The following is a 19563-nucleotide window of genomic DNA, read 5'->3' on the forward strand; positions in this document are numbered from 1 at the left end:
CCACTCACCCGGTCCCCCGCCGGTGCGGCCGGGCGCGCGCTCCGTGCGCCGCCCGCCGTACCAGCTCGGCGGCGGTACGGCTGTCCACGATCAGGTCCGAGATGTAGCCCGCGGACAGCGCGGCGACCAGGCCGGGGACCTTCCCCGCCCCGGACGCCACGCAGACCGAGCGGCGCGACCGGGCGTACAGCGACAGTGGTGGCCCGCTGGAGCGGCGGTTGATCGCCAGGTCACCGGAACCCTTGCGGTCGAAGAAGACCGTACCGATGTCGCCGACCACGCCCGCGGCCCGCAGGTCCCGGACGTCGCGCTCGCTGAGGAAACCGGCGGTGTAGATGTGGCTGGCCGGGTCGCCCACCAGCGCGCCGGTGCTGAACACCAGCAGGTCGGCGTTCTCCTGCAGGGCCAGGATCTGCCGGATGCTGCGTTCCTTCCACAACGCCTCCTTGGTCTCGGCGTGGTCGAAGAACGCGGGCACCGGGAACAGGTGCGGGCTGGCCGCGAAGTTCTCCGCGAACCGGACGACGATGTCCGAGGCGTACGCGAGCCCGAAGTTCGCGCCGTTGCCGGCGCCGTTGAGCTGCACGACCAGCAGGTCGCTGACCGGCTTGGGGTTCAGATAGTCGATGACGCTGCTGACCGTGTTGCCCCAGGCGATGCCGATCGTCATGCCCGGCTCCACCATCGCGGCGACCGCCTGGGCCGCGTACCGGGCGACCGCGGTGTTGATCCGGCCGCTGCTGGCACCCGGCAGCACCCCGATGACCTGGAAGCGGACGTGCGGATACCGGGCCACCAGGTCGGCCGCCAGGCCGGTGGACGCGTCGAGGGTCTCGTGCACCCGCACCTCGACCACGCCCGCCTCGCGGGCGAACGCCAGCAGCCGGGACACCGTGGAGCGGGACACGCGCAGGTAGTCGGCGATCTCCTGGGTGGACTGCCCCGCACCGTAGTACATCCGGGCCGCCGTCACGGCCAGCGCCCGCCGCTTCTCTGCCATCCCTGCCTTGCCGGGTATCGCCGGGTTAACCCTCGTTAGGGACAGCGTAGTCGAGAGATCGACGCGAGTGGATGTGACCCGGGCGTCAGCCGATGGCCTTCCAGTTGGCCAGCAGCTTGTCGTAGTCGACCGTCTCCGGGCGGCCGCGCTCATCGGCCAGCTTCGGCGCCGGGGCGCCGGGCTGGTCGAACCAGTACTGCGGGCTCGATTCCGGATTCAGCTTCGGGGCGCAGGCCCCGCCGTAGCCGCGGCGTTCCAGCCGGGCCAGGATCTCGTCCTGCTGCCGGGCCAGGTTGTCCATCGACTGCTGCGGGGTGGTCTCCCCGGTCACGGCGGTCGCGACGTTCTGCCACCACAGCTGCGCGAGCTTCGGGTAGTCCGGCACGTTGGTGCCGGTCGGGGTCCACTGCTTGCGGGCGGGCGAGCGGTAGAACTCGATCAGGCCGCCGTAGTTCTTCGCGTTGCGGGTGAAGTAGTCGCTGCGGATGTCGGAGTCGCGGATGAAGGTCAGCCCGGTGATCGACTTCTTCAGCGACACCGACTTGGCCGTGACGAACTGCGCGTACAGCCAGGCCGCGGCGCGGCGCTTCGCGGGGGTGTTCTTCAGCAGGGTCCACGAGCCGGCGTCCTGGTAGCCGAGCTTGTTGCCGGACTTCCAGTACGCGCCGTGCGGACTGGGCGCCATCCGCCACTTCGGCGTCCCGTCCGCGTTGACCACGGGCAGGCCCTTCTTGGTCATGTCGGCGGTGAACGCGGTGTACCAGAAGACCTGCTGCGCGATGTTGCCCTGCGCGGGCACCGGACCGGCCTCGCTGAAGTTCATCCCCGCCGCCTCCTGCGGCGCGTACTTCTTCAGCCATTCGACGTACTTGGTCAGGGCGTACACCGAGGCGGGGCCGTTGGTGTCGCCGCCGCGGGTGACCGAGGAGCCGACCGGACGGCAGCCGTCCACCCGGATGCCCCAGTCGTCGACCGGCAGGCCGTTGGGGATGCCGGGGTCACCGTTGCCCGCCATGGACAGCCACGCGTCGGTGAAGCGCCAGCCCAGCGACGGGTCCTTGCGGCCGTAGTCCATGTGGCCGTAGACCTTCCTGCCGTCGATGGTGCCGTTGCCGTTCACCTTGTGGGAGAAGAAGTCGGCGATGTCCTCGTACGCGGCCCAGTTCACCGGCACGCCCAGGTCGTAGCCGTACGCGGCCTTGAACTGCCGTTTGATCTCGGGGTTGGTGAACCAGTCGTACCGGAACCAGTAGAGGTTCGCGAACTGCTGGTCGGGCAGCTGGTACAGCTTGTGGTCCGGGCCGGTGGTGAAGCTGGTGCCGATGAAGTCGCCCACGTCGAGGGTCGGTGAGGTGACGTCCTTGCCCTCCCCGGTCATGTAGTCCGACAGCGGGAGGACGTAGTCGCCGCGCGAGTGGGTGCCGATCAGGTCGGAGTCGTTGACGTACGCGTCGTAGATGTTCTTGTCGCCCTGGATCTGGGTCTGCAGCTTCTCGATGACGTCGCCCTCCTGGATCAGGTCGTGCTTGACCTTGATCCCGGTGATCTCGGTGAACGCCTTCGCCAGCACCTGCGACTCGTACTGATGCGTCGTGATCGTCTCCGAGACGACGTTGATCTGCATCCCCCGGTACGGTGCGGCCGCCTTGATGAACCACTCCATCTCCGCCAGTTGGTCCGCCTGCGAGAGGGTGCTGGGGGTGAATTCGGCGGTGACCCACCGGCGGGCCGCCGCCCGCCCGTCCTCCACCTTGAAGTCGCTCTTGGGGGTGTCGTCGTCCCCTCCGGTGCAGCCGCCCAGGATCAGGCTCAGCGCGGCCAGGGACGCTACCCAACCTCGTCGTTGCACGATGACTCCTCTCGATGTGATGTCATCCCCACCGCCCGATGGCGGCCGCGGCGAGCAGCGCGCACGCCACCGCCAGCCACATCGACAGGTCGGTGACGGCCAGCCAGCCCGCCAGCACGACCGCGGCGGTGATCAGTCCGATGTAGAGCCGGTCGCCCCGGTCGGTCTCGATCCGCAGGAAGCCGCGCCGGGCGACCGGGGGCGACAGCCGGCCCCACACCGCCATCGCGGTCAGCAGCACGCCCAGGCCGATGAAGACCGACGCCGTGGGTGCGGTCCAGACCATCCAGTCGAGCACGGTCAGACCCTCCCGAGGGCGAAGCCCTTGGCGATGTAGTTGCGGACGAACCAGATGACGATGGCGCCCGGGATGATGGTCATCACGCCGGCCGCGGCCAGCAGCCCCCAGTCCACCCCGGCCGCGCTCACCGTGCGGGTCATCGTGGCGGCGATGGGTTTCGCGTCGACCGAGGTGATGGTGCGGGCGATGAGCAGCTCGACCCAGCTGAACATGAAGCAGAAGAACGCGGTGACGCCGATCGCCGAACGGATCAGCGGCAGGAAGATGCGCAGGAAGAACCGGGGCAGCGAGTAGCCGTCGATCGCCGCCGTCTCGTCGATCTCGCGCGGGATGCCGGACATGAACCCTTCGAGGATCCACACCGCCAGCGGCACGTTGAACAGCATGTGCGCCACGGCCACACCGAGGTGCGTGTCGAACAGCCCGACGCTGGAATAGATCTGGAAGAACGGCAGCAGGAACACCGCCACCGGGGCCATCCGGTTCGTCAGCAGCCAGAAGAACAGGTGCTTGTCACCGGCGAACCGGAAGCGGGAGAAGGCGTACGCGGCCGGGATCGCCACCACCAGCGACATCACCGCGTTCAAGGACGTGTAGACGATCGAGTTGAGGTAGCTCGAATACCACACCTCGTCGGTGAGGAACGTCCGGTAGTTGGCGGCCGTCACGTGGTGCGGGATGAGGGTGAAGCTGCCGAGGATGTCCTCGTTGGGCCGGATCGACATCCCGAACATCCACAGGATCGGCAGCATCAGCGTGGCCGCGTACAGCCAGAAGACGGTGCGGGCCCACGGCAGGTGGCGCCGGGTGCGCGCCGCGGCCGCCACCTGCCGCCGGGTGGCCCGCGGGGTCTCGTGTTCGGTGACGGCCACCGTTCACCTCCCGGTTCTGGTCAGCACGACGAAGAAGGCGAAGCAGACGACTTGGACGAACAGGAAGTACAGCAGCGAGAAGGCACCGGCCGGTCCCAGGTCGAACTGCCCGACCGCGACCTTCGACAGCAGGATGGACAGGAACGAGGTGGCGTTACCCGGCCCGCCGCCGGTCACCACGAACGGCTCCGTGTAGATCATGAAGCTGTCCATGAACCGGAGCAGGACCGCGATCGTCAGCACGCCCCGCAGGCGGGGCAGCTGGATGTGGCGGAACACCGCCCACGCCGACGCGCTGTCGATCTGGGCGGCCTGGTAGTAGGGCTCGGGAATCGAGCGCAGGCCCGCGTACGCCAGCAACGCCACCAGCGGGGTCCAGTGCCAGACGTCCATCAGCAGGACCGTGACCCAGGCGTCGGTGGAATCCAGCGTGTAGTTGAAGTCCACGCCGAACACGGTGTTGATCACCCAGCCGCCCAGGCCGATGTCCGGACGGGCGAAGATCTGCCAGATGGTGCCCACCACGTTCCAGGGGATGAGCAGCGGCAGGGCGACCACCACCAGGGCCGCCGACATCGCGCGGCCGCGCCGCGGCATCGCCACGGCGATCGCCACCCCCAGCGGGATCTCCAGCAGCAGCACCTGCAGCGAGAACAGCAACGTACGCAGGAAAGCCGCGCGGATCTCGTGGTCACGGGTGACCGACCGGTACCACTCCAGCCCCACGAAGATCCGGTCGTCCGGGCCGAAGACATCCTGAACGGAGTAGTTGACCACGGTCATCAGCGGGATCACCGCGGTGAACGCGACCGACAACACCACCGGGACGACGAAGATCCAGGCCCGGTTGTCCTTCGGCCTGGTGTCCGCCGGGCCCTCGGGTGTGGGCTCGCTCATGGCCGTTCCACCTCGTCGAGGGCGGCGACCGCGCCGCACCGGACCGCGTCGCGGAACAGGAACGCCCGGCCGAGGTCGAAGTGGAAGTACTCGAGGCTGCCCGGCGCGTACCAGGAATCGGTGTTCACCTTGGCGACGAGTGGATGGCCGCCGATCTCGGCGCGCACGAGGTGGTAGGCACCCATCCGGTCCACGCCGGTGACCCGCGCGGGCAGGCCCGGGGCGGTGGGCACGGCCGGGATCCGGACGAATTCGGGGCGTACGCCGATGCGCACGCCACCGGCGGCCAGGTCGCCGTCGTCGCCCACCGCGCGTCCCACCGCGGTGTCGCCGACCCGGACCACCCCGTCGGCGAGCTCGGCGGGAATCATGTTCATCCCCGGCGAGCCGATGAAATGTCCCACGAACTCGTGGGCCGGCGACAGGAACAGCTCGGTCGGCTCCCCCGACTGCACCACCGCCCCGTCCTTGAGCACCACGACCTCGTCGGCGAAGGTCAGCGCCTCGGTCTGGTCGTGGGTGACGTAGACCAGCGTGTGCCCGGTGTCGCGGTGGATCTCCTTGAGCTTGCTGCGCAGCGTCCACTTCAGACCCGGGTCGACCACCGTGAGGGGCTCGTCGAGCAGCACGGCCGCCACGTCGGAGCGGACCAGGCCCCGGCCCAGGCTGACGATCTGCTGCCGCCCCGGATCCAGCCGCCGGGACCGGCGGTGCAGTTCGTCGTCGAGCCCGAGCAGGTGCGCGACCGTACGCACCCGACGGTCGATCTCCGCCTTGGCAAACCCGCGGTTGCGCAGCGGGAAGGCCAGGTTGTCGTAGACGGACATGCCCTCGTAGAGCACCGGGAACTGGAAGACCTGGGCGATGTTGCGGGCCGCAGGTGGCAGCGTGGTCACCTCCCGGTCACCGAACCAGATCCGGCCCACGGTCGGCCGCAGCAGACCCGACATGATGTTCAGCAGGGTCGTCTTGCCGCATCCGCTCGGACCGAGCAGTGCGTACGCGCGGGCGGACCGCCACGTCCGGGTCATCGGGCGCAGCGCCCAGCTCCGGCCGCCGTCGTAGCTGTGGCCCACACCGTCCAGGTGGATGTCAACCATGCGGTTCGGTCCCCGTCGACGGCCGGGCGGGCAGGCGTGCGCCGGTGCCGTCGAAGACCAGGACCCGCGCCGGGTCCACGTAGGCCACCGCCCGCTCGCCCGGGGTGAACCGGTGGGTCCCCGGCAACTGGGCCACGAGATGCCGCCGGTCGGACAGGACCAGATGCAGGTACGTGTCGCTGCCGGTCATCTCCGCCAGCCGGATCTCGGCGGGGAACGCCAGATCGTCCGGGCCGGTGCGCGCGACCGTGACGTGGTGCGGGCGTACGCCGAGGGTGACGTCTGCGCCCGGGGCGGGCGCGCCGGGCGGCGGGAAGGACGTGCCGAGGCAGGCGATCCGGCCGTCGCGGACCACCCCGGGCAGGCGGTTCAGCGGGGGGTCGCTCAGCGTCGCCGCGACCGACAGCGTCGGCGGCTGGTCGTACAGGTCGGCGGCGTCGCCGACGTGCTGCACCCGGCCTTCGCCCAGCACCACCGTGGGCGCCGCGAAGCTCAGCGCCTCGGCCGGATCCGCGGTGGCGTAGAGCACCACCCCCGGGGCGTCGCGGAACATGTCCTTGAGGTCGGTGCGCAGCTGTTCCCGCAGTTTGTAGTCGAGGTTCGCCAGCGGCTCGTCCAGCAGCAGCACGTCGGCCGGCCGGGCCAGCGCCCGGGCGATGGCGGTGCGCTGCTGCTGGCCGCCCGACAGCTCGGCGGGTCTGCGGTCGAGCAGGGATTCGATGCCCAGCAGCGCGGCGATGTCGCGGACCCGGCCGTCGAGCCTGTCCGGGGGCAGCTCGCGGGCGAGCCGCAGCGGGGAGGCGATGTTCTCGTACACCGACAGCGAGGGATAGTTGATGAACTGCTGATAGACGAACGCAACGGAACGCTTGCGTACCGAGACCGCCGTGACATCGACACCGTCGACGACGACCCGCCCGCGCGTGGGTGCCAACAGGCCCGCCACGACGCGCATCAGCGTCGTCTTTCCGGCGGTCGCCGGGCCGAGCAGGACGGTCAGCCCGCCGGGCAGTTCGAGGGTCAGCTCATGCAGCCAGACGTCCGCGCGTTGTCGCACGTGGACACGGTCGAGAAAGAGCGCCACGGCATGCGATCCTCCCTGCTCGGAGTCTGATCATTACCGTCCGTGGCGCATCAGCCTAGGAGCTGTTTCGGCGCGAGGGCAATCGCGGTGAAAATACGTGCACGGACGCGCATCATGATCCGCATTCCTGTGCAGCTAGAACTTTCCACAATGCTCTTGCCGGGCGAGCCGGGCTCCGGCCGAGGTTCGGGCACCGGTGGCGGCGGCGCAGGGGACGACCCCGACCTCGGGGTCGGTCCAGGAGATCAGATGTCCACTGGTGGGGTCACCGTCAGCGCAGGTTCCGGTGAAGTCCACCTGGACGGGCCGGATTGCTGCGTACCCGACGAAGGCGCCGTCGTGCGCCCCGAGCGTGGACACGGCCGCGGACACCTTCTCGCCCCCGGGACTTCTGCCCGTCGAGAATGTCCGCCTGATCTCGGGCGGTACCCACCGCACCACGTCATCGACGGTGGCCACCCGCAGAGCCGTCCAGGTTATCCGGGGCTCCTCGGGAGAATCGGTGATCGGAACCGAGCTTTCGACCCGCCCACCCGTGATGACGACCTGGTGGGTCGCCGTGAGCCGCGGCTCGTGGACGACCGGCGCGGTCGCGGCGAGTCCGGTCACCACACATGTCCGGACCGCGTCGGGAAGCCGCGCGGGATGCGCTTCGCCGACGTTCACGACACATCCGGAGGCGGTGGTCAGCACGACGGCGAACATCATCGCGGCTGCCCACCGGCGCCGCGGCCGTCCCGCGTCAGGCAACCCCGGTGGCGCGGCGGGTCCTCGGCTCACCGGGTGAGGTATCCCGCGCGCGGGCCCTGACGACCGAAGCCGACATCGGCGTCGGCCGTACGCGTCACCGCCGGACCGCGCCGAGCGTCTCCACCGCGCCGCCGACCGCGGCCGCGGCCACCGCCGCGACCACCGTACCGGCCCGGGAGGCGTGTTGGGCCCGGCCGGATCCAGCGGCGCGCACCGCGCCGGACGCCTCGCGCAGCACCGCACGCGGCAGCGTGCGGGCCAGGTACGACCGCTCCGCGCCGAGGGAGCGCGACCCGCGCAGCAGCCGGGCCATCTGTACCTTGCCGCGGCCCTCGGCGTAGCAGCGCCGCATCAGGAAACGGAACGTGGACCGCTCCAGCGGCACATGGTGCTCGACCACGGCGCCCGGCACGTACATCCAACGGCCGCCGGCCTCGCTCATCCGCAGGCACAGGTCGGTGTCCTCGGGCCGGTTGCGGTTACCGATCTTGCCGAAGCCGTCGCGGAACCCGCCGACCGAGGTGAACACGTCCCGGCGTACGGCCATGCTGGCCGACCAGACATTGCGGATCGGCGCGGTGCTGGTCGGCATGCCGGTGTACGACGCACCGACCGCCCAGAGCAGCTCGTCGGGCAGCCAGCTCGGGCGCGAGCGGCTCCACGCGGCCGCGATGGCGCCACCGGTACCGACCACCTCCGGGTCGGCGAAGGGGCCGATGAGCTGCGCCAGCCAGTCCGCGTCCGCGGCGATGTCGCTGTCCAGGAACGCGATCAGCGGGGTGGTGGTGTGCCGGGCGCCGGTGTTGCGGGTGCCCGAGGCGCCCGGCTCGAAGCGGTTCTCCAGCACGGTGACGCCGGTCAGCTCGCTGACGGCGCGGGCGAAGAGGACCGGGTTGTGGTCCACGACGACCACCACCTCGGCCGGCGCGACCGGGCGCTGGCCGAGCGCCGACGCGACCGCGCGGACCATGGTGTCCCAGTTGCGCTCGGTGTGGCACGGGATGACGACGCTGACCTGGTCGGTACCGGCCATCACGCGGTCTCCGTCTTCTCCGCGGTGAGCAGCGCGTCGACCTGCCCGTACCATGTGCCGCCCGGCATGGCGAGCACCGGCACGGTCTTGCTGCGCGTCCGGAGCTTCGACGGCGCGGCGGCCTTGGCGGCGGCACGTCGCTGCGCCGCCCGGCGCTGGAACTCGCTGAGAATGGTGCGCAGCACCCGCATCCCGTCGCGGAACGTGTTGAGGTTGCTGGTTCCGTGGATGCGCAGGTGTTCGATGCTGGAGACCTCCTTGACCCGCATGCCGCTGCTGGCCACCCGGATGTTGATCAGGGTCTCGATCTCGAAGCCGTCACCCCACAGCTTCTTGCCGTCGGGCCGGGCCGGCAGCTCGGTCGAGGGCAGGTCCATCACCGGGACCACGCGACGCCAGAAGGCGTTGTAGCCGTAGCAGAGGTCGGTGAACCTGGTCTTGAACAGCGTGTTGACGACCATGTTCAGCCCCTCGTTGCCGACCCGGCGCAACGGGGTGATGTCCTTGCTGTGGCCACCCACACCGAACCGCGAGCCCTTGGCGAACTCGGCACCGCTGATCAGCGCCTCGACGAACCTGGTGATCTCGGTCGGGTCGGTCGACCCGTCAGCGTCGATCATCACGATCGCGTCGCCGGTGCACGCCTCGAACCCACTGGCCAGTGCGTTTCCCTTGCCCGTACGGGTCTGTTGCACGACCACGACGTCCGGCCGCAGCCCGCGGGCGACCTCGATGGTGTCGTCGGTCGACCCGCCGTCGACCAGGACGACCTCGTGCAGCCCCTCCGGCAGCGCGCCGAACACGTGCGGCAGGTTCCGGGCCTCGTTCAGCGTCGGAACGACCACGCTGACCAGCGGCGCCCGCCGGGGCGCACCCCGCAGCGTGCTACGGCGGTCGCGGGGACCCTCGGTCTGCGGCGCCAGGCGGCGTTCCCGGCGGGTCGCACCGGGCGGCGTGGTGCGGCGGTTCTCCATCATTCGCGGGGGCCTTTCCTCGGGGCGGGATCGAACCCTGCAGTCGGACGTCCCGCGGCGGACCTGAGTCCGGTTGCGGGGAACTTGAACCCGGTTGCGGGGAACTTGAGGCGAGCCTCGGGGCCGCTCGGCTCGGCACCGGTACGGACGGCGCAGTCGTGCTGGCAGATCCCGACGGCAACGAGTTCCTCTGATTGGCAGTGAAGCCAGAGCCCGGCTTGAGGTGGGGTTGAGCTCGGCGGACGATGGTTGGTGGTGTCAGCCGCTATTGGATCGCCCACGATGGGACCGTCACGAGCCGCCCCTCTCAACTGCCTCCGGGGTAGCGCCGCTCATTACGGCCCGTCAACAGGCGTACGAGGCGGACTGCGCACCGAACGGGCCGAGGCCCACGAGTGCGGCAGAGGTGATGCGACGCGCGCCCGTCACAGTCGTGACGGGCGCCGGTGTCCGATTCTCAGCCACGGCGTGAGGTCTCGATCCGGCATGCGTGGATGCGCTTGCCGGATCGGTCGTGCACACTGCCCAGGATGACCGTCGAGCCCGACCCGGACGCCCTGCGGGCCGCCCTGGAGCGCGAGAGCCGCCGCCTGGTCGACCGGGTACGGTCCAGCACCCGACTGGACGCCCCGGCATCCGGGCTGGACTGGACCGCCGGCCAGCTGGTCGCCCACCTGTGCGTCGTCTACCGTGCCTTCGCGCTGGCCGTGCGCGACGACGACCTCGGGCCGGACATCACCGCGAATCTCGGCACCGGCAACACGTTGCCCGAGGTCGTGGCATCGACGAACGCGCGGGCGCTGGCGGCAGTGTCGTTCCCAGGGCCGCGCGAAGCCGCCGACGGGCTGCGCGAATGCGCCGACGAGCTGCTCGCCGCACTGGACACGGACCCGGATCTCCGAGTCGCCCGGGCCACGCCGTGGTACGGGACCGGCGTCACCCGCACCGTCGGCACCCTCGCCGCGCTCAGCGTCAGCGAGAGCGTGGTGCACGGCTACGACCTCGCGGGGGCGTTGCGCACCCGGCCATGGCTGGACGAACGGTCCGCCGCGGCGGCCGCGCCGACCGTGATGAGCGAGATGCTGCCGCTGCTCGTCGACCCGGCCTGCGCCCGCGGATTCACCGGGAGCTTCGAGGTGCGCATCAGGCGGGCACCCCGGTTCGTGATCCGGGTGAAGGACGGGCAGGCCCGGACGGTCCCGGCCGACGGCGGCGCGGTCGACTGCGTCCTGTCATTGTCAGGATGCGACGCCCTTCTGGTCGGCTTCCGCCGGCGCAAGCTCTGGCAGGCGATCGCCTCCGGCGGCGCGCTCGCGTTCGGCCGCCGTCCGTGGCTCGGCCTGCGGTTCAACACGCTGTTCCGGCTGCCCTGAGGGGCCGCGGTCACGACAGCAGCTCGACGTATCCGTCGCTTCCGTGCACGCGGATCCGCTGCCCGTCGGAGATCAGCCGGGTGGCATCCAGCACGCTGACGACAGCCGGCAGGCCGTACTCCCGTGCGATCACCGCGCCGTGCGTCATCAACCCGCCGACCTCCGTCACCAGGCCCGCGATGGCGACGAACAGGGGCGTCCAGCTCGGGTCCGTGTGGGCCGTGACGAGAATGTCGCCCGGTTCGAGATCGGCCTGGGCCATGTCCAGGATGACGCGGGCGCGCCCTTCGACGGTCCCGGCGGAGACCGGCAGGCCGATCAGGGCGCCGGTCGGCACGTCGTCGCGACGGTACGCCCCGGTGATGGCCTCGCCCTCCGAGGTCAGCACCCGGGGCGGCGTCAGCGCGTGGTACGACCGGAACGCTTCCTTGCGCTGCCTGATCAGCGTGTCGTCGACCCGGTTCGCGCGCACGACGTCATGGAACTCCTGGAACGTGAGATAGAAGACGTCCTCCTCCGCACGGAGCACGCCGGCCTGCACCAGACGCCCGGCCTCGCCGAGCAGGGCCTGCTTGTAGACGAAGTAGCGGCTGATGATGTGGTACTTCGGGTACTCCCGGTAACCGATGAACGTCCGGACGCGGTCGATCATCCGCTGGGTCTCGTCGGCCTTACGCTCCCCGTCCGGAAGTGCGCGCAGGCGGTCGAGCACCTCCTGCGCCTTCTTCTGCGCCTGCTGCCGTCCGTGCTCGAAGCGCCGCCCCGCGGTGCCCGGCTCGAACGTCCTGACATTGTCGAGGATCACGGGCACGAGCGTGGTGGGCCGTTCGCGCCACCGCGGCCGCGCGATGTCGATCTCGCCGACGCAGCGCATGCCGTACCGGTCGAGGTATGCCTCGATGGCGTCGCGGGCCTCGGTCCCGCCCGCGACCTTCGGCAGTTCCTCGAGGAACCCGTCCTCGGCGCCCGGTAGGAACGCCACCACCTCCGGATGCGCCCGGATCACGTCCGCGACATCGAGCAGCGCCAGGCCCATCTCCGAGGTGATGTTGCCCGGGGCGGACAGCGTGAGGACGTCGGCAGCGTTCTTCTCGCCGAGCCACTCCCCCAGCCGGTCGTTGAGCCACCAGGTGGCTTCCATCCCCGCCATGATCGCCTGCATGCTCAACGGGTCACTGAGGACCCGCTTGTGTTCCTGGAACGCCTCGAGCAGGAAGTCGAACAGCGCCGGACCGGTCACCGTCGCGATGTCGCGCCGCAGGGCGTCGAGGGACGCCTGGCTGCGCGCGATCAGCTCGGTGACGACGGCCGGATCCGTCTCGATCGGGGCGGGCGCGCCGCCGACCGGCGGGCCGCCGGGCCTGCCGTCCGGCAGTGCCGGGACGAAGTCACCGCGGTCGAGGAGCGTCTCCAGTGCGTCCCTGGTCAGCGGATCACCCCTGCCGACCAGTTCCAGGAAGCCCGCGCGGCTCGCGGGTGAGGCCAGACGCGCGGTGGCGTCGACGAACAGCCGCCCGCCTGCCTCGTGCATCGGGGCCATGGCCGTCAGCTGCCACATGGAGGCACCCAGCGGCGTCATGGGGTCGGTCATCATCTGCTGGTGGCCCACGGAGAGATAGACGTGGTTCTCGTCATCGGCGGCCTCGGGGACGGGGAACAGCGTGGTGATCGGCCGGCTCTGCACGATCTGGAAGTCATCGCCGACCAGGCACCATTCGATGTCCTGCGGGCGGCCGAAATGCGCTTCGATCCGCCGTCCGAGTTGCACGAGCCGCACGACCTGCGCATCCGTGAGTGCCGGCTGCCGCTGCCGCTGCGGGTCGATCGCCACTTCCCGCGTCCCGCCCGCCGGCCGGGCCGCAACGGCACGCCGCTTGGCGGCGACCGTCGCGGCGACGACCGCGCCGTCGCGCACCGTGAAGACGTCCGGATTCACCAGGCCGGAGACCAGGGCCTCGCCGAGACCGAAGCCGGCGTCCACGGTGGCGACCTTCCGGTTGCCCGTGACCGGGTCGGCCGTGAACATGATGCCGGCCGCATCCGGGAAGACCATCCGCTGCACCACCACGGCCATGTGGACCTTCCGGTGGTCGAATCCGTTGCGCAGGCGGTAGGTCACGGCCCGGTCGGTGAACAGCGACGCCCAGCACCGGCTGACGTGCTTGCGGATCGCCGCCGGCCCCACGACGTTCAGGTACGTGTCCTGCTGGCCCGCGAAGGAGGCCGTCGGCATGTCCTCCGCCGTCGCGCTGGAACGCACGGCGCAGGCGGCTGGTTCGCCGAGCCGGGCGAGCCCGCGGTTGATCGCCGCCGCGAGATCCTCCGGGAGGGCGATCCCTTCGATGGTTCTACGGATCTCCGCGCTGAGCGTGCGGATCCCCTCCCGGTCATCCGCGCGGAGATGCGACAGCTGATCGAGCCGGTCGCCGATCGACGGTGCCTGCGCCACGGTCCGCCGGAAGGCGGCCGTCGTCACGCAGAACCCATCCGGCACCCGGATGCCGTCGATCCGCAGCAGCCCGCCCAGGTGTGCGGCCTTGCCGCCGACGTCCGCGACCTGCGACTCGTCGATCTGGCGAAGATCCCGCACGTACGGGTCGATCATTGCGATACCTCCGAGACGGCCGTGCTCCGTTGCACCGCACCGGCCGATCGAACCACCGGCACCGTGAGCTGCGTCGAATCTCCGGCAGGACACGTCCTCAGGTCGGGTTGTCGTCCCTCTGACGAGTCGTCCGGCCGCCGATTCTGCGGCAAGACCCGGTCCTTGCCGCAAGCCCCCCTGTGCGCGATACGTTGGGGGTGGCAGCATCGCCTCGTGCGCAACGAGCAGCGGCTACCCACCCGGACGCAGGAGTCACGAGCCTTCGCGGAGCGCGTACGGCTCGTCATGAAACTGACCTCGCGCCTCAACCTGCTGCCGTTCGACGACCTCGACGCGCGCAGGGCGGTGCTGGCCGAGATCTTCGGTGCACCCGTCCCCGGCTCACTGTCCATCCTGCCGCCGTTCTATTGCGACTACGGGCTCGGGGCATCGTTCGGAGAGCGCGTGTTCATCAATCAGGGATGCTTCTTCCTCGATTACGGAGGCATCACCATCGGTGACCGCGTCCTGATCGGTCCGCGGGTGACGCTGAGCACGGCCGGGCACCCGGTCGAGCCCGACGAACGGTACGACTTCATCACGCACGCGCCGATCGTCATCGAGGACGACGTCTGGATCGGGGCCGCGGCGACCGTGACCCCTGGAGTGACCATCGGTCACGGCTCGGTCGTCGGCGCGGGTGCCGTCGTCGCGAAGGACGTGCCGCCCATGAGCGTGGTGACGGCAACCAGCGTCGTCGAGCGCAAGCGACTGAAGCCGGGCAGACACCCGCGCAGCCATCCTCGTGATCATCCACGCTGACTGATACGCTGCCGGCCGTGCGCAGGTGGGTGATCCTGGTCATGGTCCCGGTCCTGTTGGGATGGTGCGCCTACAAGGTCTTCCTCGTCGGGCCCAACGAGGACGCGGACACCACGCGTGCACCGACGATCGTCGTGGTCACCAGGATGGACGTGGGCGAGGCGCAGGAGACCGTGATCGGCGCGAGGTTGCAGCACACCAGCGGCGTCGCTGACGTACGTTTCGTCGACCGGGAGATCCTCCAGCACCAGATCCGCCTGGCCGGTCAAACCATCTACTTCGACCTGTTCGACGGGCTCCCACCCGACTCGTACGAACTCACGATGCGGAACCAGGCTGCGCACGAAGCCCTCGAGAACGGCACTTTCGAGGCTGACCGCCAGGCTCAGGCGGGCAGGCCGTCCAGGCGGGCGAGGACCTGGAGCATCACCTCGTCGGCTCCGGCGCCGATCGAGGTCAGGCGGGTGTCGCGCAGCATGCGGGCGGTCCACGTCTCCTCGAGGTAGCCCGTGCCGCCGTGCAGTTGCAGGCAGTAGTCAGCGACCGCCCGGACCAGGCGGCCCGCCTTGAGCTTGGCCACGGTGGCCATCCGGGTGACGTCCGCACCGGCCATGTGTGCCTCGCAGGTCTGGAGGTTGTGGCTGCGCAGCAGGTCCACCTCGGCCTGCAGTTCGGTGAGGCGGAACGCGACGTACTGGCGGTCGGCCAGGGGGCGGCCGAAGACGGAACGCTCGGCGATGTACGCCCGGGTGCGGTCGAGGGCGTACTGGCACTGGCCCACGGTGGAGTAGGCGGCGAACATCCGCTCGAGGACGAACTGGCGCATCTGCTGCTGGAAGCCGCGCCCGATCTCGCCGATCGTGTTGGCCACCGGCACCCGCACCGCGTCCAGCACCAGCTCCGCGGTGTCGGAGCAGCGGTTGCCGAGCTTGTCGAACGTGCGCGCCACGGTGAAGCCGGGCCGGTCGGTGGGGACGACGATCTGGGACATGCCCCGGTAGCCGCCCTCGTCCGAGGTGCGGGCCAGCAGGCAGATCCAGTCGGCCTGGGCCCCGTTGGTGATGTACACCTTCCGGCCGGTGATGACCCAGTCGTCGCCGTCGCGCACCGCCCGGGTGCGCAGGCGCGAGACGTCGGATCCGGTGTCCGGTTCGGTGACCGCGATCGCGGTGACCGCGGTGCCCGCGATCGCGGGGGCCAGGTACTCCCGTTTCAGTTCGGCCGTCCCGTACTCGTGCAGGGAGGGGGTGGCCATCATCGCCTGGACGCCGAGGGCCATGCCGACGCCGGTGGCGTGCATCCGCCCGTATTCTTCCGCGGCGACGAGCTGGAAGCTGTGCTCGGCGCCCTCTCCCCCGTAGGCCTCGTCGTATTCGAGGCCGAGCAGGCCGAGCGCGGCGGCCTTGGGGAACACGTCGTGCAGGGGGGCGCGACCGGCCGCCTCCCACTGGTCGACGTGCGGGTTGATCTCGGTGTCGACGAACCGGCGAACGGTGTCGGCGAAGGCGCGGTGGTCCTCGGTGAGCCGCATCCTCCGACGGTATCGACGGCGCGCCGGAGAAACAAGCACGCTTGCTTGTTTTTCTCGGCTGTGCCAGTGTCACGTGGCATGGACCCTGATGTGCTGCGCGTGGGCAACTGCTCCGGCTTCTACGGGGACCGGCTGGCGGCCATGCGGGAGATGCTGGAGGGCGGCGCGCTCGACGTGCTCACCGGCGACTACCTCGCCGAGCTGACCATGCTCATCCTCGGCCGGGACCGGATGAAGGACCCCGCGACCGGCTACGCCCGTACGTTCCTCGCCCAGCTGGACGACTGCCTGGCGCTGGCCCTCGACCGCGGCGTGCGGCTGGTCACCAACGCCGGTGGGGTCAACCCGGCCGGGCTGGTCACGGCGATCGGGAAGGTGGCCGCGCGGCAGGGCCTGACCCCGCGCATCGCGCTGGTGCGCGGTGACGACCTGACCGCGCAGGCCCGCGAGCTCGGGCTCGGCTCGCCGCTGGGCGCCCACGCCTATCTCGGGGCGTTCGGCATCGCCCGGGCGTTGAGCGGTGGGGCCGACATCGTGGTCACCGGCCGGGTCACCGACGCCTCGCTGACCGTCGGACCCGCCGTCGCCCACTTCGGCTGGGACCACACCGACCTCGATGCGCTGGCCGCAGCCACCGTCGCCGGTCACGTGATCGAATGCGGCACCCAGGCCACCGGCGGCAACTACGCGTTCTTCACCGAGGTCGCCGACCCGCTGCGGCCGGGGTTTCCGATCGCCGAGATCGCCCGCGACGGCTCCAGCGTCATCACCAAACACCCCGGGACCGGCGGCGCGGTCACCGTCGGCACGGTCACCGCCCAGCTCGTGTACGAGGTCGGCGACGCCCGCTACGCGGGCCCGGACGTCACCACCCGCCTCGACACGGTGTCGCTGCGCCAGACCGGGCCGGACCGGGTGGAGATCACCGGGGTACGCGGCGAGGCCCCGCCCCCCGACCTCAAGGTGTGCCGCACCGCGATCGGCGGCTACCGCAACGAGCTGACCGTGGTGCTCACCGGGCTGGACATCGAGGCCAAGGCGGAGCTGTTCCGCCGCCAGTTCACCGCGGCCTGCCCACGCGAACCGGCCGAGGTCACCTGGACCCTGGCCCGGCTCGACACCCCGGACGCCGCGACCGAACAGCAGTCGTCCGCGCTGCTGACCGTCGTGGCCCGCGATCCGGACGAGGCCACGGCCGGGCGCGCGTTCACCAGCACCGCTGTCGAACTGGCCCTCGGCTCCTACCCCGGCTTCTTCGCCACCACCGTCCCGGGCGGCGCCCACCCGTACGGGGTGTACACGGCCGGGTTCGTGCCCCAGTCCGTCGCCGCGCACGAGGTGGTGCTGCCGGACGGGACGGTCGAGCCGATCGCCGCCCCGCCGGCCACCCGGGCGCTGGAACCGCTGACCGGGCCACTCCCCCACGATCCCGGGCCGCCCGGGCCGACCCGGCGCCTGCCGCTGGGCACCCTCGCCGGGGCCCGCTCGGGCGACAAGGGCGGCGACGCCAACGTGGGACTGTGGGTCCGCGACGAGGCGGCGTACCCGTGGCTGGCCGCGCTGATCACCGAGGACACCGTCCGCGAGCTGCTGCCCGAGACGGCGCGGCTGCCCGTACGGATCACCCGGTTGCCGAATCTGCGGGCGGTCAACGTCGTCATCGAAGGGCTCCTCGGGGCGGGCGTGGCCTACCAGGCGCGCTTCGACCCGCAGGCCAAGGGGCTCGGCGAGTGGCTGCGCGCGCGACACGTGGACATCCCTGAGTCCCTGCTGGAGGCCTCGTGACGGTCCTGCGCTCCACACTCGACACGACGACGGGCGAGGCCCGCGCCGCGCGGCAGGCGATGCTCGACGCGCTCGACGACCTCGCCGCCGAGACCGCCCGGGCCGTGGCGGGCGGCGGTCCGAAAGCCGTCGACCGGCACCACGCGCGGGGCAAGCTCACCGCCCGGGAGCGGATCGAGCTGCTGCTCGACCCGGACGCGCCGTTCCTGGAACTGGCCGTCCTGGCCGGGTACGGGTCAGACTTCACGGTCGGGGGCAGCGTGGTGGCGGGCATCGGGGTGGTCAGCGGCGTGGAATGCCTGCTGATCGCGAACGACCCCACGGTCAAGGGCGGGTCCAGCAACCCGTGGTCGTTGAAGAAGACCCTGCGCATGCACGACATCGCCCGGCAGAACCGGCTGCCGGTGATCTCCCTGGTCGAGTCGGGTGGCGCCGACCTGCCCACCCAGAAGGAGGTGTTCATCCCCGGCGGGGCGGTGTTCCGCAACCTCACCCAGCTGTCCGCGGCCGGAATTCCCACGATCGCGCTGGTCTTCGGCAACTCCACGGCCGGGGGCGCGTACCTGCCGGGGATGAGCGACCACGTGGTGATGATCGAGCAGCGGTCCAAGGTGTTCCTCGCCGGTCCCCCGCTGGTCAAGGCCGCCACCGGCGAGGAGTCCGACGACGAGTCCCTCGGTGGGGCCGAGATGCACGCCCGGGTGTCCGGGCTGGCCGACCACTACGCCCGCGACGAGCACGACGCCATCCGGATCGGGCGCAGCATCGTCGCCCGGCTCAACTGGCGCAAGGCGTCCGGCCCGGTGACCGCGACGCCACGGGCACCCCGCTACCCGGCCGAGGACCTGCTGTCGATCGTGCCGCCGGGCCTGAAGGCACCGTTCGATCCGCGCGAGGTGATCGCCCGCATCGTCGACGACAGCGACTTCGACGAGGTCAAACCGCTGTACGGCACGTCGCTGGTGACCGGGTGGGCACGGCTGCACGGCTATCCGGTGGGCATCCTGGCCAACGCGAACGGGGTGCTGTTCAGCGCGGAGGCGCAGAAGGCCGCCCAGTTCATCCAGCTGGCCAACCAGTCCGCCACCCCGCTGGTGTTCCTGCACAACACGACCGGCTACATGGTCGGCGCCGAGTACGAGCAGGGCGGCATCATCAAACACGGCGCCATGATGATCAACGCGGTGTCGAACTCGGCCGTCCCGCACGTCTCGGTGCTCATCGGCAACTCGTACGGCGCGGGGCACTACGGGATGTGCGGGCGGGCGTACGATCCGCGGTTCGTCTTCGCGTGGCCGAGCGCGCGGTCCGCCGTGATGGGCGCCCAGCAGCTGGCCGACGTCACGTACCTGGTGTCCCGGGCGTCGGCACTGGCCCAGGGCAAACCGTTCGATGAGGACGGGGCGCAGGTGGTGCGGCACATGATCGAGCAGCAGATCTCCGCCGAGGCGATGCCGATGGTGCTGTCCGGGCTGGTCTACGACGACGGAATCATCGACCCTCGCGACACCCGCGACGTTCTCGGCATGGCCCTGTCCGCGATCCACACCGCGCCGGTGCGGGGCACCGACGCCTTCGGCGTCTTCCGGATGTGACCAGCATGAGCGA

16 protein-coding genes are annotated in these 19563 nt (G+C 70.6%); 4 read left to right on the top strand and 12 right to left on the bottom strand.

All coding sequences use genetic code 11. The features are described from left to right. Positions 1-4: 4 nt before the first annotated feature. From ACMCNO_RS19535 to ACMCNO_RS19580, 10 genes are all read right to left on the bottom strand, one after another. Positions 5-1000 carry a sugar-binding transcriptional regulator gene (locus tag ACMCNO_RS19535; protein WP_412750886.1) on the bottom strand — a complete coding sequence of 332 codons (996 nt, stop codon included), beginning with the start codon at positions 998-1000 and terminating at the stop codon, positions 5-7. Positions 1001-1085: 85 nt separating this feature from the next. Further along, positions 1086-2849 carry an ABC transporter substrate-binding protein gene (locus ACMCNO_RS19540; RefSeq protein WP_412750887.1) on the bottom strand — a complete coding sequence of 588 codons (1764 nt, stop codon included), beginning with the start codon at positions 2847-2849 and terminating at the stop codon, positions 1086-1088. A 22-nt stretch (positions 2850-2871) separates the two neighbouring features. Next, the gene (locus ACMCNO_RS19545; RefSeq protein WP_412750888.1) at positions 2872-3147 is read right to left on the bottom strand and encodes a DUF2160 domain-containing protein; all 276 of its coding nucleotides are present in this window, start codon (positions 3145-3147) and stop codon (positions 2872-2874) included. 2 nt (positions 3148-3149) lie between these two features. After that, positions 3150-3902, bottom strand: a complete 753-nt coding sequence (locus tag ACMCNO_RS19550; protein WP_412753753.1) for a carbohydrate ABC transporter permease — start codon at positions 3900-3902, stop codon at positions 3150-3152. A gap of 123 nt (positions 3903-4025) precedes the next feature. Next, a complete protein-coding gene (locus ACMCNO_RS19555; RefSeq protein WP_412750889.1) occupies positions 4026-4919 on the bottom strand; it encodes a carbohydrate ABC transporter permease in 894 nt (297 codons plus the stop codon). Further along, positions 4916-6019 carry an ABC transporter ATP-binding protein gene (locus ACMCNO_RS19560; protein ID WP_412750890.1) on the bottom strand — a complete coding sequence of 368 codons (1104 nt, stop codon included), beginning with the start codon at positions 6017-6019 and terminating at the stop codon, positions 4916-4918. Before ACMCNO_RS19560 ends, ACMCNO_RS19555 begins: the two co-directional genes overlap by 4 nt. After that, entirely contained in the window at positions 6012-7076 is a 1065-nt protein-coding gene (locus ACMCNO_RS19565; RefSeq protein ID WP_412750891.1) for an ABC transporter ATP-binding protein, read from the bottom strand. The genes ACMCNO_RS19560 and ACMCNO_RS19565 overlap by 8 nt, the downstream gene beginning before the upstream one ends. A gap of 162 nt (positions 7077-7238) precedes the next feature. Beyond that, positions 7239-7811, bottom strand: coding sequence for a hypothetical protein (locus ACMCNO_RS19570; RefSeq protein WP_412750892.1), 573 nt, complete (start codon positions 7809-7811; stop codon positions 7239-7241). A 136-nt stretch (positions 7812-7947) separates the two neighbouring features. After that, a complete protein-coding gene (locus ACMCNO_RS19575; RefSeq protein WP_412750893.1) occupies positions 7948-8886 on the bottom strand; it encodes a glycosyltransferase in 939 nt (312 codons plus the stop codon). Continuing rightward, positions 8886-9863 (bottom strand): glycosyltransferase family 2 protein, encoded by a 978-nt coding sequence (locus ACMCNO_RS19580; protein WP_412750894.1) that lies wholly within the window; start codon positions 9861-9863, stop codon positions 8886-8888. The genes ACMCNO_RS19575 and ACMCNO_RS19580 overlap by 1 nt, the downstream gene beginning before the upstream one ends. 527 nt (positions 9864-10390) lie before the next feature. Here ACMCNO_RS19580 and ACMCNO_RS19585 point away from each other — a divergent pair. Beyond that, entirely contained in the window at positions 10391-11233 is an 843-nt protein-coding gene (locus ACMCNO_RS19585) for a maleylpyruvate isomerase N-terminal domain-containing protein (protein WP_412750895.1), read from the top strand. Between the two features lie 10 nt (positions 11234-11243). Here the strand turns inward: ACMCNO_RS19585 and rph are convergent, their stop codons facing one another. Then, a complete protein-coding gene (rph, locus tag ACMCNO_RS19590) occupies positions 11244-13838 on the bottom strand; it encodes a rifamycin-inactivating phosphotransferase (RefSeq protein ID WP_412750896.1) in 2595 nt (864 codons plus the stop codon). Positions 13839-14051: 213 nt separating this feature from the next. Between rph and ACMCNO_RS19595 the strand changes: the two genes are divergently transcribed. Continuing rightward, positions 14052-14639 carry a sugar O-acetyltransferase gene (locus tag ACMCNO_RS19595; protein WP_412750897.1) on the top strand — a complete coding sequence of 196 codons (588 nt, stop codon included), beginning with the start codon at positions 14052-14054 and terminating at the stop codon, positions 14637-14639. 385 nt (positions 14640-15024) lie between these two features. On the opposite strand, the gene ACMCNO_RS19600 is transcribed toward ACMCNO_RS19595, so the two are convergent. Further along, a complete protein-coding gene (locus ACMCNO_RS19600; protein ID WP_412750898.1) occupies positions 15025-16170 on the bottom strand; it encodes an acyl-CoA dehydrogenase family protein in 1146 nt (381 codons plus the stop codon). A 78-nt stretch (positions 16171-16248) separates the two neighbouring features. On the opposite strand from ACMCNO_RS19600, the gene ACMCNO_RS19605 reads away from it, so the two are divergent. Further along, positions 16249-17955, top strand: a complete 1707-nt coding sequence (locus tag ACMCNO_RS19605) for an acyclic terpene utilization AtuA family protein (protein ID WP_412750899.1) — start codon at positions 16249-16251, stop codon at positions 17953-17955. Further along, positions 17952-19550 (top strand): acyl-CoA carboxylase subunit beta, encoded by a 1599-nt coding sequence (locus ACMCNO_RS19610; RefSeq protein WP_412750900.1) that lies wholly within the window; start codon positions 17952-17954, stop codon positions 19548-19550. Before ACMCNO_RS19605 ends, ACMCNO_RS19610 begins: the two co-directional genes overlap by 4 nt. Positions 19551-19563 lie beyond the last annotated feature (13 nt).

Source organism: Krasilnikovia sp. M28-CT-15 (assembly GCF_047159595.1).
Taxonomy (GTDB): domain Bacteria; phylum Actinomycetota; class Actinomycetes; order Mycobacteriales; family Micromonosporaceae; genus Actinoplanes.